The 14,057-nt window shown below is 57.9% G+C and carries 15 protein-coding genes; 5 read left to right on the top strand and 10 right to left on the bottom strand.

Annotated features, from left to right (window positions below; translation table 11 throughout):
- Positions 1-349: 349 nt before the first annotated feature.
- The 3 genes from phoB to AC0KVQ_RS06180 all read left to right on the top strand — a co-directional run bounded on the left by phoB (position 350) and on the right by AC0KVQ_RS06180 (position 2,990).
- Positions 350-1,036, top strand: a complete 687-nt coding sequence (phoB, locus tag AC0KVQ_RS06190) for a phosphate regulon transcriptional regulator PhoB (RefSeq protein ID WP_473420271.1) — start codon at positions 350-352, stop codon at positions 1,034-1,036.
- Positions 1,037-1,047: 11 nt separating this feature from the next.
- On the top strand, positions 1,048-2,334 hold the full coding sequence (gene phoR, locus AC0KVQ_RS06185) for a phosphate regulon sensor histidine kinase PhoR (protein ID WP_473420270.1): 1,287 nt from the start codon (positions 1,048-1,050) through the stop codon (positions 2,332-2,334).
- Between the two features lie 62 nt (positions 2,335-2,396).
- A complete protein-coding gene (locus tag AC0KVQ_RS06180; protein WP_473420268.1) occupies positions 2,397-2,990 on the top strand; it encodes a 6-pyruvoyl trahydropterin synthase family protein in 594 nt (197 codons plus the stop codon).
- Between the two features lie 18 nt (positions 2,991-3,008).
- Here AC0KVQ_RS06180 and AC0KVQ_RS06175 read toward each other — a convergent pair whose 3' ends face one another.
- Complete coding sequence (locus AC0KVQ_RS06175; protein WP_473420267.1) at positions 3,009-3,716, bottom strand: EF-hand domain-containing protein; 708 nt, start codon at positions 3,714-3,716, stop codon at positions 3,009-3,011.
- A 228-nt stretch (positions 3,717-3,944) separates the two neighbouring features.
- The gene (locus tag AC0KVQ_RS06170) at positions 3,945-4,484 is read right to left on the bottom strand and encodes a Spy/CpxP family protein refolding chaperone (RefSeq protein WP_473420266.1); all 540 of its coding nucleotides are present in this window, start codon (positions 4,482-4,484) and stop codon (positions 3,945-3,947) included.
- A gap of 224 nt (positions 4,485-4,708) precedes the next feature.
- Here AC0KVQ_RS06170 and AC0KVQ_RS06165 point away from each other — a divergent pair, with 224 nt between their 5' ends.
- Both AC0KVQ_RS06165 and AC0KVQ_RS06160 read left to right on the top strand, forming a co-directional pair.
- Entirely contained in the window at positions 4,709-5,401 is a 693-nt protein-coding gene (locus AC0KVQ_RS06165) for a response regulator transcription factor (RefSeq protein ID WP_473420265.1), read from the top strand.
- Positions 5,401-6,774, top strand: a complete 1,374-nt coding sequence (locus AC0KVQ_RS06160) for an ATP-binding protein (RefSeq protein ID WP_473420264.1) — start codon at positions 5,401-5,403, stop codon at positions 6,772-6,774. Before AC0KVQ_RS06165 ends, AC0KVQ_RS06160 begins: the two co-directional genes overlap by 1 nt.
- Before the next feature lie 7 nt (positions 6,775-6,781).
- Here AC0KVQ_RS06160 and nth read toward each other — a convergent pair whose 3' ends face one another.
- From nth to AC0KVQ_RS06120, 8 genes are all read right to left on the bottom strand, one after another.
- Positions 6,782-7,432, bottom strand: a complete 651-nt coding sequence (gene nth / locus AC0KVQ_RS06155) for an endonuclease III (RefSeq protein WP_473420263.1) — start codon at positions 7,430-7,432, stop codon at positions 6,782-6,784.
- A 78-nt stretch (positions 7,433-7,510) separates the two neighbouring features.
- Positions 7,511-8,212, bottom strand: a complete 702-nt coding sequence (locus AC0KVQ_RS06150; protein WP_473420262.1) for an electron transport complex subunit E — start codon at positions 8,210-8,212, stop codon at positions 7,511-7,513.
- Positions 8,213-8,219: 7 nt separating this feature from the next.
- Entirely contained in the window at positions 8,220-8,843 is a 624-nt protein-coding gene (gene rsxG, locus AC0KVQ_RS06145) for an electron transport complex subunit RsxG (protein ID WP_473420261.1), read from the bottom strand.
- Entirely contained in the window at positions 8,840-9,874 is a 1,035-nt protein-coding gene (locus AC0KVQ_RS06140; protein WP_473420260.1) for an RnfABCDGE type electron transport complex subunit D, read from the bottom strand. Before AC0KVQ_RS06140 ends, rsxG begins: the two co-directional genes overlap by 4 nt.
- Positions 9,871-11,841 carry an electron transport complex subunit RsxC gene (rsxC, locus tag AC0KVQ_RS06135; protein WP_473420259.1) on the bottom strand — a complete coding sequence of 657 codons (1,971 nt, stop codon included), beginning with the start codon at positions 11,839-11,841 and terminating at the stop codon, positions 9,871-9,873. Before rsxC ends, AC0KVQ_RS06140 begins: the two co-directional genes overlap by 4 nt.
- The gene (gene rsxB, locus AC0KVQ_RS06130; protein ID WP_473420258.1) at positions 11,838-12,398 is read right to left on the bottom strand and encodes an electron transport complex subunit RsxB; all 561 of its coding nucleotides are present in this window, start codon (positions 12,396-12,398) and stop codon (positions 11,838-11,840) included. Before rsxB ends, rsxC begins: the two co-directional genes overlap by 4 nt.
- Position 12,399: 1 nt before the next feature.
- Positions 12,400-12,981 (bottom strand): electron transport complex subunit RsxA, encoded by a 582-nt coding sequence (gene rsxA, locus AC0KVQ_RS06125; RefSeq protein ID WP_473420257.1) that lies wholly within the window; start codon positions 12,979-12,981, stop codon positions 12,400-12,402.
- Positions 12,982-13,136: 155 nt separating this feature from the next.
- A complete protein-coding gene (locus AC0KVQ_RS06120) occupies positions 13,137-14,054 on the bottom strand; it encodes a dihydroorotate dehydrogenase (protein WP_473420256.1) in 918 nt (305 codons plus the stop codon).
- Between the last annotated feature and the right edge of the window lie 3 nt (positions 14,055-14,057).

Below are 14,057 nucleotides of genomic sequence, written 5' to 3'. Positions count from 1 at the left end.
ACTGTAAAATCAACGTTTCGCGCTTCAAACTTCGCTGCGTCTGCAGCAGAGAGGCCGAACTATACCCACCTCCCAAACACTCGTCAACACCTTCCTCGAAAAAATTTGAGCCAATCCAGTCAAGCCGCTGTTTCTTAATGAAATTAGCTCACTGCCGTTTTTGCCACTTATTCCACCCCATTGCAAAACCAGCCAATTCCAACCTGATGATCTATTGTTTATACGCCCTACCGCCATACACTGACGTATGCAGCACGGCAGTCGTCGAGAATACTTGTAATATTATTTTCACAATGCAGTCGTACTCTCGTAGCTAATTTAAAAGCCACGCCCAAAAAAGGAAGACGTCATGGCTGCAAATATTCTGTTGGTGGAAGACGAACCGGCCATTCAGGAGCTGATTGCGTTCAATCTGACCCAGGCCGGACATCATGTGATGCGGGCAGACAGTGTTGAGGTTGCACAAAACATGGTGCGCAGTGCCCTGCCGGATCTGATTTTGCTGGACTGGATGCTTCCCGGCATTTCCGGCATCGATTACGCCCGCAAGTTGCGTGCAGATGAACGCACCCGCCAGATCCCGCTCATCATGCTGACCGCCCGTTCGGATGAGGCAGACAAAATAGCCGGGCTGGATACTGGAGCAGATGATTACATCACCAAGCCATTCAGTCCGCGTGAATTGCAGGCCCGCATCAAGGCGGTTCTCCGTCGCCGCTCCCCCGATGCGACGGATGATCCGGTAGAAGTCAAAGGATTACGCCTTGATCCGATTACCCATCGCGTCACCGCTAACGGTACCGAGTTATCACTCGGGCCGACTGAATTTCGCCTGCTGCATTTTTTCATGACCCACGCCGAACGCGTGTACTCCCGTACGCAACTGCTCGATCAGGTTTGGGGGGACCATGTATTTGTAGAAGAACGGACGGTTGACGTGCATATCCGTCGCCTGCGCGCCGAACTGGAAAAGACCGGACACGATGTACTGGTACAAACCGTGCGTGGTACGGGCTACCGTTTTTCCGCCAATTGATTGGGCATCGCATGCTCTGGATTCAATCACTGATCTTTTATCTGGCCCTGGCCTTGGTGGCATTGTTTACCGGTGCCGTGGCCGGAACAGAGGCTGGCCTGCTGCTTGCACTGGCAGGCGTGGTTTGTTCGCTGATTTACCACATGATCAATCTGGCACGACTCAACCTATGGCTGCAAACACCCACACTCGATTCCGCCCCACGCGGTTTCCTGCTCTGGCGGGAAGCCTTTGATCGTATCTATGAGATTGTCCGTAGCCAGCAAAAACGCAAAGAGCAGATTTCGGCCACACTGGAGCGTTTTCAGCGTGCCGGCGAAGCCATGCCGGACGGCATGGTCATCCTGGATGAGCACGACCGCATTGAATGGTGCAATCCTGCCTCTGCCCGACATCTGGGACTGAGCAGGCAATCCGACATCAGCCAGCCCCTGACAAACCTGATTCGTACACCAACACTGCGCGAATATCTGCATCAACAGGATTTCAGCCAGCCCTTGATCTTGCGCCTGATGCGCCCGCAAGAACAGGTGCTGACCATCCAGCTGGTTCCGTTCGATTCGAATCGCAAACTGCTGTTGTCACGCGACATCACCCAACTTGACCGCGTACAGACCGTCCATCGCGATTTTGTGGCCAACGTGTCGCATGAGCTGCGCACCCCACTGACCGTAGTGGGTGGCTTTATCGAGACCATGCTCGACATGCCCGATATCGATCCGACCACCCGCGAACAGCATCTGCAACTGATGCACGAGCAGACCGGCCGCATGCAACGCCTGGTTGAGGACCTGCTGGCCCTGTCACGGCTGGAAAACGGCCAGCAGATGAAGGAAGACGAGGTCAATATTCCCAATATGATGCAGATCCTGCGGACGGAAGCCGAAGGCTTGTCGCAAGGCCGGCATACCATCAGCCTTGAAGGGGTGGCACCGCTGCGCCTGATCGGCAATCATGACGAACTGCATTCCGCCTTTGGCAATTTGGTATCCAACGCCATTCGCTATACGCCACAAGGAGGTGCCATCCGCTTGATATGGGAAGAACGCAATGGTCAGCCGGTTTTTGCGGTACGGGATACCGGCATTGGCGTGGCGCCAGAACACATTCCACGTCTGACGGAACGCTTTTACCGCGTCGATCGAGGGCGTTCCCGCTCGACCGGCGGTACTGGGCTCGGACTAGCGATTGTCAAGCATGTGCTGCAGCGACATCAGGCGCGCCTGGAGGTACAGTCCCGCCTGGGTGAAGGCAGCGAATTTGCGGTTTTCTTTCCGGCTGAGCGCGCCCTGCACTGATTCAGCTTGCATGCCGATCGCTTCCTCTGTTAAAACCTGATGAATAACGTCGGGTTTTAACCATGCTGATTCGTAAACTTTTCCGCTTTGAAAGCGCACACATTGTGCGCAACTGTTCATCCCTGCGCTGCAGCACCTCTATCCATGGGCATAGCTACAAGGTTGAGGTTCTGCTGGAAGCGCACGCGCTGGATCATGGACAGATGGTCTACGATTTTGGCCTGATGAAAGGATCAATCCGTGATGTGATCGACGCTTTCGATCACGCCATCTGCTTCTGGGACAAGGATGATCCTGAATATATCCGTTTGTGCCAGCGATTCTCTGCCCGCTGGATATCGATGCCGGTTTCCCCGTCAGCAGAACAGTTTGCCCGACTATTCTTTATCATTATCGATGCCATTCTGAAGCAAACTGTCATGCGTAATGGCGAAGGCCTGGTACGCCTGCATTCGGTCATTGCCCACGAGACAGAGACCGGCTACGCACAGGCTTTTCGCGAGGATGCCGAGAATGAGCGGATGGGCAGCATCCGTCTGCAGGACATCCATTTCTCGGAACAGTGCCGGGCTGAATGGAAAGACCCGCAGATGTACGAAAAACTGCTGGGCGGCGAGCATTTCATCAATGCTGAACCGCCCCAGCAGGTCAAATAAGCAAACTCACCAGTCCAATCAAACAGAGATCGACAGGGCCGACACCAGTGAAGCAGTGGTCGTGTCGCTGGTACGGTACGCATCCATCAACTGCATGATGCGCCGCAAAACCTCTGCCTGAGTAGTGTCATCCGCCACTGTGGCAGATTGGTTGTCGACGGCAGAGACCGTGGTTGTCGAAGAATCGGCGGCCGTTGTCGATTGAGTACTTTGGGCATAGGTCATGGCTTCCTGCATGCTGACCTTACCATCGCCGTCAGCATCGGCTTCATCGAAATTGGAAACGATGCTGGAAACCAGGTTATAGCGCGCACTGTCGGTTGAATCGATCTCTTCCAGTTGTGCCGTCAACTCTTCCAGGGAGAATCCCTCGTCTTCAGATTGTGACATGGGCGGCGGCGGAGGCGGCATCCCTGCCTCCATGCCGGTAGTACGCATGTTATTGAAACCGGCATCCAGCTGCGCGGATAATTGCTCCAGACTTGAGCTCATTTCGGATTCGGTAACTTTGCCGTCACCATCCGAATCAAGCTGGCTGAACAACTCGGACACGCTCAACGAGCTGTCATCCGTTGCAATCGAGCTGAATGCTGCTTCGAGATCGCTCTCTTCCAGATAACCCTGATTCTTGGTATCCAGTTTCGAGAACAGGTCACTCACCATCTGCGCCGAACTCGGCCGCGCCATCATCCACAAGGATGAGCTATTTCCAATGCCACTGATCACGATTTTCTCCTTGCAAGATCAAATAATCGGCAGCAATTACGCATAAAACAACGGAAGACGGCCGCTGCCTTACCACCCCGTCATCGGGCAATACGCCATCATAAGCATGTTATCGGCCAGATTTATGTGCGCTGTTCGGCGCAACAGGTAAAGTCAAGTAAAGTTCGGTTAAGGTCACCCCTCACGTCATCGAATATGCCCGGCCAGTGCGATTGACCTGCCACAGACTCAGCGAGATGGCAGGTTCGCACCATCCTGGCCAGGAGGCGGCATCAATGCTGGTGTGCGCTCATTCGGACCGGGATGCCGTTGCAATTTCATGGTTTCGAGCTGCTGACGCTGCTGCGGTGTCAGCACGGCAAAAATCATCTGCTCCGATCGGGCACGCAACAGGGTCAGCTCCATCGCGCCCTTGCCAATGCTTTCCGCCAGCGCACGTGCCTTGGCTTCGTCATATTTGGCAGACAGGGCCATGGCCTGTAACGCTTCCCGAGCCTTGCGCTCCGCCTTGTAGTGCTTGCGCAAGGCCGGCAACTGTTCATGCATGATGTTGAAAACTTCATCGCGCTGAGACTCGGTCAGTTCGATGCCACACAAGAATGGCGGCACGGGCTCGGGCATGTCTTCGTGCATGCCGGCCATGGCATGCATTTTGGGCGGCTGTGACTTGGCGGTCGGTGGCTCGATACCTGCAGCCAATGCCACCGGAAAAACCAGGGCTAAACACAGGGCCGTACCGTACTGCCGGACAAAATTCTGGATTCGCATGACTACTCTCCTCGAAATCGCAAATATGAATCGGATCAAACCAGGGAACACCGACATGATGCGCGTCGTGCCGGTTAAGTACGGTTAATGGGCGGTTAAGCACAGCAAAAGTGTTCATGGCGAAACGGATTGCGGTAAATATTTGTAAACCATTGGATTTTTTAGCCATGACGCACGGGGGCTTGGTTATCATTTCTGCCGGATAAACAAGGAAATAGCAGGCAATGACGCAGGTGTTACTGGTTGATGATGATGTCGAGCTGGCCAGCATGCTGGCCGACTATCTCGCGCAGGAAGGCTTTGAAGTCACCTTGGCGCATGACGGAGAGCGCGGCGTGGAGGAAGCATTGACAGGACGTCACCAGATTGTGGTGCTCGATGTCATGATGCCGCGCCTGAACGGAATTGAGGTGCTGCGCCAGATTCGTAACAGCAGTCCCATTCCGGTACTGATGCTGACAGCGCGGGGCGATGACACGGACCGCATTATCGGCCTGGAACTGGGCGCGGATGACTATGTGCCCAAACCCTGCACGCCACGCGAGCTCACCGCCAGAATCCGCGCCATCCTGCGCCGCATGCAGAATACGGACACGAACCATGGCGGGAATGATCCGCTGGTCGTCGGCCCGGTAACAATTCGTCCCGAACAACGACTGGCCGAGCTCAATGGCAACACCCTGAGCCTGACCAGCACGGAATTCAACCTGCTCGAAGTACTGGTGCGCAATGCCGGGCGTCCGGTCAGCAAGGCGCTATTGTCCGAGCAGGGGCTCGGCCGTCCGCTGACTCGCTACGACCGCAGCATCGATGTGCACCTTTCCAGCATCCGCCACAAGCTCGGCAACATGGCCGATGGCCGCTCCTACATCCAGACCGTATACCGGCAAGGCTATCAGTTTCTGCGAGAAGGCTGATGGGGCGGCTGTTCTGGAAATTCTTCTTTTTCATCTGGTTGGCACAGCTGACCGCCGTCTTTGGTATCGGCGGGGTATTCTGGATCAAGGATCGCAATCAGCGTGAACAACTCAGCATGCTGGATGCCACACCGCCAGCAACCATGCAGATCCAGGACACGGCGCTCGTGCTGATCTATGGCGGGGAATCCGCGCTGCGGGCACGGCTGGAACGTCCATCTCGTCATCCGATCTATGCCGTGAACGCCGACGGACAGGAATTGCTCGACCGCACCGTACCGATGGAATTGCTGCAATCCGCCCGTACCGCGGCTGTAGAAAATCGGGGCTATGCCCAACAGGTCACGCATGCGAGTCAATCCACCTACCTGTTGTTCATCCCGCGCCCGACTGAACCGGGGATGGTACCCATGCCGCCACCGGATGGTGATGCCGGAGCCTTCGACAACCGGCCTCCTCCGCCAGGCGGACCTTTTCTGCCGGTCATTCCGCTGACCATCGCGCTGGTTGCCAGCCTGATTTTTGCCGTACTACTGGCCTGGTACATCTCCAAACCCATACGCACGCTGCGCACCGCTTTCGACAAGGCGGCACATGGCGAACTGGGTGTACGCATTGCCAATCAAATGGGGGGACGCCGCGATGAGCTGGCGGATCTCGGACGTGATTTCGATCATATGGCCGGGCAATTGCAATCGCTGATGGAAGGCCAGCGTCGCCTGCTGCACGATGTCTCGCATGAAATGCGCTCGCCGCTGGCACGATTGCAGGTCGCCATCGGTCTGGCTCGACAACAACCGGACAAGCTCGATGCCTCAATGGCGCGCATCGAGCGCGAAAGTGAGCGCATGGATACGCTGGTCGGGGAATTGCTGACGCTGTCGCGTCTGGAAGCCGGGGTCGGGCAACCCGCACTTGAGTTGGTTCCCATGCATCTGTTGCTGACTGATGTCACCGAGGATGCCCGTTTTGAGGCCGAAGCCAGTCAGCGCCGGATCGAGTTGGTCCCCTGCCCGGCCTGCACGCTGCAAGGCCAGCCGGAACTGTTGCAGCGGGCACTGGAAAACATCGTGCGCAACGCCATCCGCTTTACGCCGGAACATGCTGCGGTTCGGATCGAAACGGCGTTGACCGTCAGCCGTGACAATCTGCTGATTCGCGTGCTGGATCAGGGGCCGGGCATCGACAAGGACGAACTGGAGGCCATCTTCGAGCCGTTCTATCGTGGCGACAAGCCAACCGGCAGTGGCTATGGGCTGGGGCTGGCCATCGCCAAGCGCGTGATCGAAACCCACCACGGCAGCATCCGCGCCAGCAACTTGCCCAACGGCGGATTTTGCATGGAGATCATACTGCCGGTGCAAGTGGCCTGAAACGGGATCAGTGCCCCTTGGGTGGCGTGAGTTCCTTGGCCTTGTAATCACACAAGTCATTGACCACGCAGCGCCAGCACTCGGGCCGGCGCGCCTTGCAGACATAACGCCCGTGCAGGATCAGCCAGTGGTGCGCGTGCTGGCGAAACTCTGCCGGCACCACCTTGAGCAGTTTTTGCTCGACAGCGACCACGTCCTTGCCCGGTGCCAACCCGGTTCGATTGCCCAAGCGAAAGATATGCGTATCGACGGCGATGGTCGGCTCGCCAAACGCGATATTCAGCACCACATTCGCGGTCTTGCGCCCCACGCCGGGCAGGGCTTCGAGCGCTTCGCGGCTATGCGGCACTTCGCCTGCGTGCTTGTCGATCAGGATGCGGCAAGTTTCCAGCAGGTGTTTGGCCTTGCTGCGATAGAGACCAATGCTGGCGATATAAGATTCCAACCCATCCTGCCCCAGCGCCAGGATGGTCTGCGGCGTATTCGCCACCGGGAAAAGCCGTCGCGTCGCCTTGTTGACACCGACATCGGTAGCCTGGGCCGACAACAGCACGGCAGTCAGCAATTCGAACGGCGAGGCATATTCCAGCTCTGTCACCGGATGCGGATCGAGTTCGGCCAGCCGCTGGAAAAACTGATAGCGTTTGCTCGCATTCATCGCTTGAACCTGTTCATGTGCTGTCGCAAGAAGCTGTCAGCAGGGCTGAGGCGACACATGCCCGGAAAGCAAGGTGACTCAGGTTGCCGATGCGGCATCGAGCCTGGCTTGCGCCTGCGCACGTGCCTTGGCCTCGGCTCGCCTGTCCAGCGCCATCTTGCCGGCAATCAGGAAGCCCAGGCCAATGAATGCGCCGGGCGGCAGGATGGCGAGCAGGAACTGGTAGTGTTGCTCGGCCGGGACTACATGGATCACCCAGTCTTTGGCCGCCGGGCCAAACAGCAGGTCGATATCGGACAGCAGCGTCCCCTTGCCCACAAGTTCACGCATGGCGCCGAGCACAGCCAATACCAGTGTCAGCCCCAGACCCATGAAAAAACCATCCAGTGCCGACTGGATCACGCCATTCTTGGATGCAAATGCTTCGGCACGCGCCAGCACGATACAGTTGGTCGTGATCAGCGGAATGAAAATGCCCAGCACAACATAAAGTCCATGCAGGTAGGAATTCATCAGCAGATCAACCACTGTCACCAACGCGGCAATGATCAGGATAAAAATCGGCGTGCGGATTTCATTGGGAACAAACTGGCGCAAGGCTGCCACACCGAGACCAGAAACCAGCATCACCAGACTGGTGGCCAATCCCAGGCTTACGCCGTTGACAATATTATTGGACATCACCAGCACCGGACACATGCCAAGGATCTGCACCACCCCGGCATTCTGTTTCCAGATGCTGTTCTGGATGATTTCCCTGCTTTCCTGCTTTGTGATCATTGCAGCCTCACTCAAATAACTTCTGGCGGTTTTCTGCCGCGTATTCCAGCGCCCCCTTCACCGCACGCACCACGGCCCGGGGGCTGATGGTGGCACCGGCATTGGCATCGAAATCACCGCCGTCCTTCCTGACTTTCCAGCGCTCAGGCGAAGGCTGAGAAAGAGATTTGCCATCGAACTGATGAATCCAGTTCGATTTGGCCACATCGATGTAATCGCCCAAGCCTGGTGTTTCCTTGTGCGTGACCACGCGCACGCCTTGCGTGCTGCCATCCCGGCCTACTGCCACCAGCAATTTGATGGCGCCGGCATAGCCGTCGGGTGCCGTGGTTTCCAGCACGACAGCGATGGTGGTTCCGCCCTTTTTCGCCAGATAGACATGTGCACCGCTATCGATACCGAGTCGATGCGAATCCGCCTGGGGCAATTCGCGACTATCCGTCAGCAAATCGTTGTCGTAACTGCCTGCCGGCAATACCTGTGCCACCAGGCGCGAGCGCGCCTCGGTTTCATTCCGCAACACGGTATCGCGCGTCAACCCGTAAACGCCGGCCATCATGGCGGTAAAACACAGGGTGAAGCCAGCCAGAATACCGGCATCGCGCACACCATTGGAGAACATGGCTTTCATGCCTTGCCTCCTTTCTTGCGACCGAATACTGCCGGCTGCGTGTACTGATCGATAAACGGTGCTGCAATATTCATGATGATGACAGCAAAAGCCACGCCATCCGGATAACCGCCAAAAGTGCGGATCATGTAGACCAGCAGGCCGGCCAGCGCGGCAAAGATCAGCTGTCCGCGCGGCGTGGTCGGCGAACTGACCGGATCGGTAATGATGAAAAATGCGCCCAGCATCGCACCACCTGAAACCAGATGGAACAGCGGCGAAGCATAACGTGCCGGCTCCACCAGCCAGAACAGCAGCGCTGTCAGCAGCAAGCCGCCCAGGAAAGCAAGCGGCAAACGCCACTGTATGATCTTCTGCTGCCACAGATACAGGCCGCCGATCAGATAGGCCAGTGCAACCCACTGCTGGGCCTCGCCACCGAAGCGACCAAACACGGGCCCCTGCAGAATCTGCGGCAGTGCCAGGTGTTGCAGCAGGCCCGTACGCACCGCATCGAGCGGCGTGGCAGCCGCCACGGCATCAAACGCCAGGGCTGCCGGGAGATGGCCGGTGAAAATCAGTGCGACTTGTGCAGCGGCATCGAGATCCGGCAGTGCCAGCGCCAGGGGCGCTGCCCAGCGCGACATCTGCGCCGGGAAGGATACGATCAGCACGGCAAAGCCGATCATGGCCGGGTTAAACGGGTTCTGGCCCAGCCCGCCAAACAGGTGCTTGGCCAAGCCAATCGCGATGAACGTACCCAGCACAATCAACCACCACGGCGCCAGCGGCGGTACCGACAGTGCCAAAAGGCAGGCCGTCACCACGGCCGAACCATCGCACAGAAAAGGCTTGGGTGGATAACCGCGCAATTTCAGGCAGCCGGCTTCCGTCGCCAGGGCTACCAGAACAGCCAAGGCAATCTGCACCAGCACGCCGATGCCAAACGCCCATACCGCCACCACAATCGCCGGCACCAGCGCTGCGGCAACCTTGAACATGACCTGCTGCAGCGGCATCGGTTTGGCAACAAAAGGAGATGTCTTCATCATGCTTCGCTCTGCCCTGCTTTCTTGGCCGCAGCCTTTTCCTTGGCAGCCTGGATACGCGCCTGCTTCTCGGCTTCCATTGCGGCACGCTCTTCCGGGCTCATGGCGTCCAGCGCGGCTTTCTCGGCAGCGCGTTTTTCCATCGCGGCACGGATGCGTTCGGCTTTTTCCGGATCCAGCGCGGGTGCCGGAGGTTCCGGTGGCGGCGGGGGCTCAGCCGCCTTGGCTGCCGCTTCGGCTTTCTTGGCTGCAGCTTTTTCCATGGCAGCCTGAATCCGTGCCTGTTTCTCGGCATCACGCGCGGCTTTTTCTTCCGGCGTCATGGCCTCCAGCGCCGCTTTTTCTGCCGCTCGCTTTTCCATCGCCGCACGGATGCGATCGGCCTTGTCTGAATCAAGTTCGACCTGCTGCTCCTGCGCAGGCGCAGCAACCTGACCAGTCTCAGCTTTCTTCGCGGCCGCACGCTCCATTGCTGCCTTGATCTTGGCGGCACGCTCGGCATCGGCCGGGTCGGCCGAGGTCGCAGCCTCCTCATGTTTCTGCGCAGCACGCGCAGCCAATCGCTCGGCTTTCTCGCGCTTCTCGCGTTCTTCGCGGAACTGGCGGAATTCAAAGCGCTGGCGTGCGTGATCGGCTTCCTTGCGCTTGCGCTCTTCCGCCCAGATTTCCGATTTCGAGAAACGGAAATAATCCACGAGCCGGATATTGGACGGGCACACATAGGCACACGCGCCACATTCGATACAGTCGAACAATTCCCATTGCTGCGATTTGTCGAAACGCTTGCTGCGTGCAAACCAGTAGAGATCCATCGGCTGCAATTCGATCGGGCAGGCCTCTGCGCACTTGCCGCAACGGATGCAGGGCATTTCCTGCGATTTTTCCGGGAATTCGGTCGGATTTTGCACAATGATGCAGTTGCCAGCCTTGGATAGCCCGACATCGAGCGTCGATAAATCGAACCCCATCATCGGACCACCATAGATATAACCTGATGCGCCAGGCTTCACTGCGGCCAGTTGCAGCAATTCATCCAGCGGGGTACCGATCAACACTTCATAGTTGCCGGGACGCTCGACGTGGCCGGTCAGCGTCACCACGCGCGAGATGGCCGGCTCGCCGAATTCGAGCGCACGCCAGATCGCATACAGGGTACCGACGTTGAAACACTGCAGCCCCATGTCGGTCGAGCGCACGCCAGACGGTACCGCAGTACCGGTCAGCAGATTGATCAGCTGCTTGGCGGCGCCCGACGGATACAACGTCGGTACCACCACAACCTCGGCCTGCATGTCGCTGGCCTTGATTGCCGCGCGCATCGTCGCCGCAGCTTCAGGCTTATTGTCTTCGATGCCGATCAACACTTCGTGCGCGCCCAGCAGATGCCGCACGATGCGGGTACCGGCCAGGATGCCCTCGGCATGCTCACGCATCAGCCGATCGTCGCAGGTAATGTAGGGCTCGCACTCTGCACCGTTGACAATCAGCGTGTGCACCTTGCCCTTGTCGGACAGCTTCAGGTGCGACGGGAAGACGGCGCCCCCCAGACCTACCACACCCATGTCGCGCAGGTATTCGCGCACGGCACGCGGCTCGGCATGTTGCCAATCAAAGGGCAGGCGCTCGATCCAGCGGTCCTCGCCATCGGGCTCGATCGTGACGGCCAGCTCGGATAGCCCTGACGGATGTGCCAGACGTGCCGGTGCAATGGCCGTTACCACGCCGGAAGTCGGCGCATGCGCTGCCACCGAGATGCTGCCATCCGGTGCGCCGATACGCTGCCCCTTGAGCACGCGATCACCGACACTGACCAAGAGACGGGCCTTGTTGCCCACGCTTTGCAGCAGCGGCACCACCAGTCGCCGCGGCAACGGCGCCTTCACAATCGAACTGTCACACGACAGATGCTTGAATTCGGGCGGGTGTACGCCGCCATGGAAAGCGGTTACAGGTCGCAGGTTGAACTTCATGACTTGACCTTGATCGGGATGACCGGATAGTGCCATTTCCAGCTGGTCAGCGTTTCCGGTACCGGCTGCATGGAAATGCAATCCACCGGGCATGGCGCCACGCAAAGTTCACAGCCAGTACATTCGGACACCAGCACGGTGTGCAGGTGTTTGGCGCTGCCGACGATGGCATCCACCGGGCAAGCCTGGATACATAACGTGCAACCGATGCAGATGTTTTCATCGATCACGGCAAAGGACTTGGGCTTTTCCACGCCATGTTCGGCATTGAATGGCTTGTACTCCTTGCCCAGCAGATCGGCCAGCTTGCGAATGCCGTCATCGCCGCCGGGAATGCACAGATTCACATCGGCCTCGTTGCTGGCCAGTGCAGTGGCATAGGGCTTGCACCCGGGATAGCCACACTGGCCACACTGCGTCTGCGGCAGGATGGCATCGATCTGGTCCACGAGCGGATCTTCGTCAACCTTGTACTTGATCGCGGCAATACCGAGAACGACACCGAGCAGCAGCGCCAGCACGGTCATGATCAGCAGCGCTTCGAGAAATTCCGTCATTTCACTTCACCAATCCGGAAAAACCCATGAAGGCCAGGCTCATCAGGCCCGCTGTCACAAACGCAATCGGGGTTCCCCGGAAAAACTCCGGGATATCCGCCCCTTCCATGCGTTCACGCATGGCGGCAAACAGGATCAGAATCAGGGAAAAACCCAGCGCACTGCCAAAGCCGAACAGCAGGGATTCGAGCAGATTGTGCCGCATGGATACGTTGAGCAAGGGCACACCCAGCACGGCACAGTTGGTGGTAATCAGCGGCAAATAAATGCCGAGCACCTGGTACAGCACCGGGCTGGTCTTGTGGATGAACATTTCCGTGAACTGCACGATCGCGGCGATCACCACGATAAAGCCCAACGTGCGCAGGTATTCCAGATGCCAGGCTTGCAGCAGTTGATCCAGTAGCCAGGAAGTTCCGCACGCCAGCGTCAGCACGAAGGTTGTAGCGATACCCATGCCGAGCGAGGCTTCCAGCTTTCTGGACACGCCCATGAACGGGCACAGGCCGAGAATGCGCACCAGCACCACATTGTTGACCAGCACCGCGCCCACAAGCAGCAGCAGGTAATGTTGCAGGTCCATGATGTCCCCAGTTGCAAACGGGGCGCCAGTAGCGCCCCGCATCATCCAATTGATAACGTTTCGCGGATTATCCGCTTGGCCTTATTCTGATTCAACCACATTGTCGGCATGTAAATAGGCTTTCCAGCTATATGCATGCCGACCAATACACCGTATCAACCGAGCTTCAGCGTACCGACAATATCCGAAATCCTGGCTATGCCATTGTCGATCATGTACTGCTCCAGACCGTCCAGAATCTCCATCGTCACGCGCGGATTGAAGAAGTTGGCCGTTCCCACCTGCACCGCACTGGCACCGACGATCAGGAATTCCAGCGCATCCTCCAGGCAGGTGATCCCGCCCATGCCGATCACGGGAATTTTCACGGTCTTGGCCACTTCCCAGGTCAGGCGCACCGCTACCGGCTTGATCGCCGGGCCGGACAAACCGCCGATCACGTTGGCAATCTTCGGGCGGCGGGTCTTCACATCGACCGCCATGCCCACCAGCGTATTGATCAGCGAGATCGAATCCGCGCCGGCATCCTCGCAGGCCTTGGCAATCGGCTTGATGTCAGTGACATTGGGCGTGAGCTTCACCATCACATGCTTGGACGTATTGCGTCGCACCGCCGTCACCACCTCGGCCGCCGCGACCGGGTCGGTACCCATGTTGATACCACCCTTCTTGATGTTCGGGCAGGAGATGTTGACCTCCACGCCAGCAATCTCCGGCAAGGTATCGACTGCAGCAGCCAGCGTACCAAACTCCTCCACCGAATTGGCGGTAATGTTCACAAAGGTACGCGCACCGATATTTTTCAGGTAAGGGTATTTCTCCGAAACGAAGCGCTCCATGCCGACATTCTGGAAACCGATCGCATTGATCATGCCGCCATAGGTCTCGACGATGCGCGGCATCGGATTGCCCTGGCGCTCTTCCAGCGTGGTGCCCTTGACCGAAATGCCACCGAGGCGGTCCAGGTCAATATAGTCTTCCAGCTCATCGCCATAGCCGCAGGTGCCGGATGCCAGCATCACCGGATTGGCCAGTTCCACATTGCCGAGCTTCACGCGCAGATCGGGTTTCATATT

It is taken from the genome of Formivibrio sp. oc-25, assembly GCF_055810895.1.
Note: the sequence above shows the minus strand (reverse complement) of the source record. Positions and strands in the feature narration are given on the sequence as shown.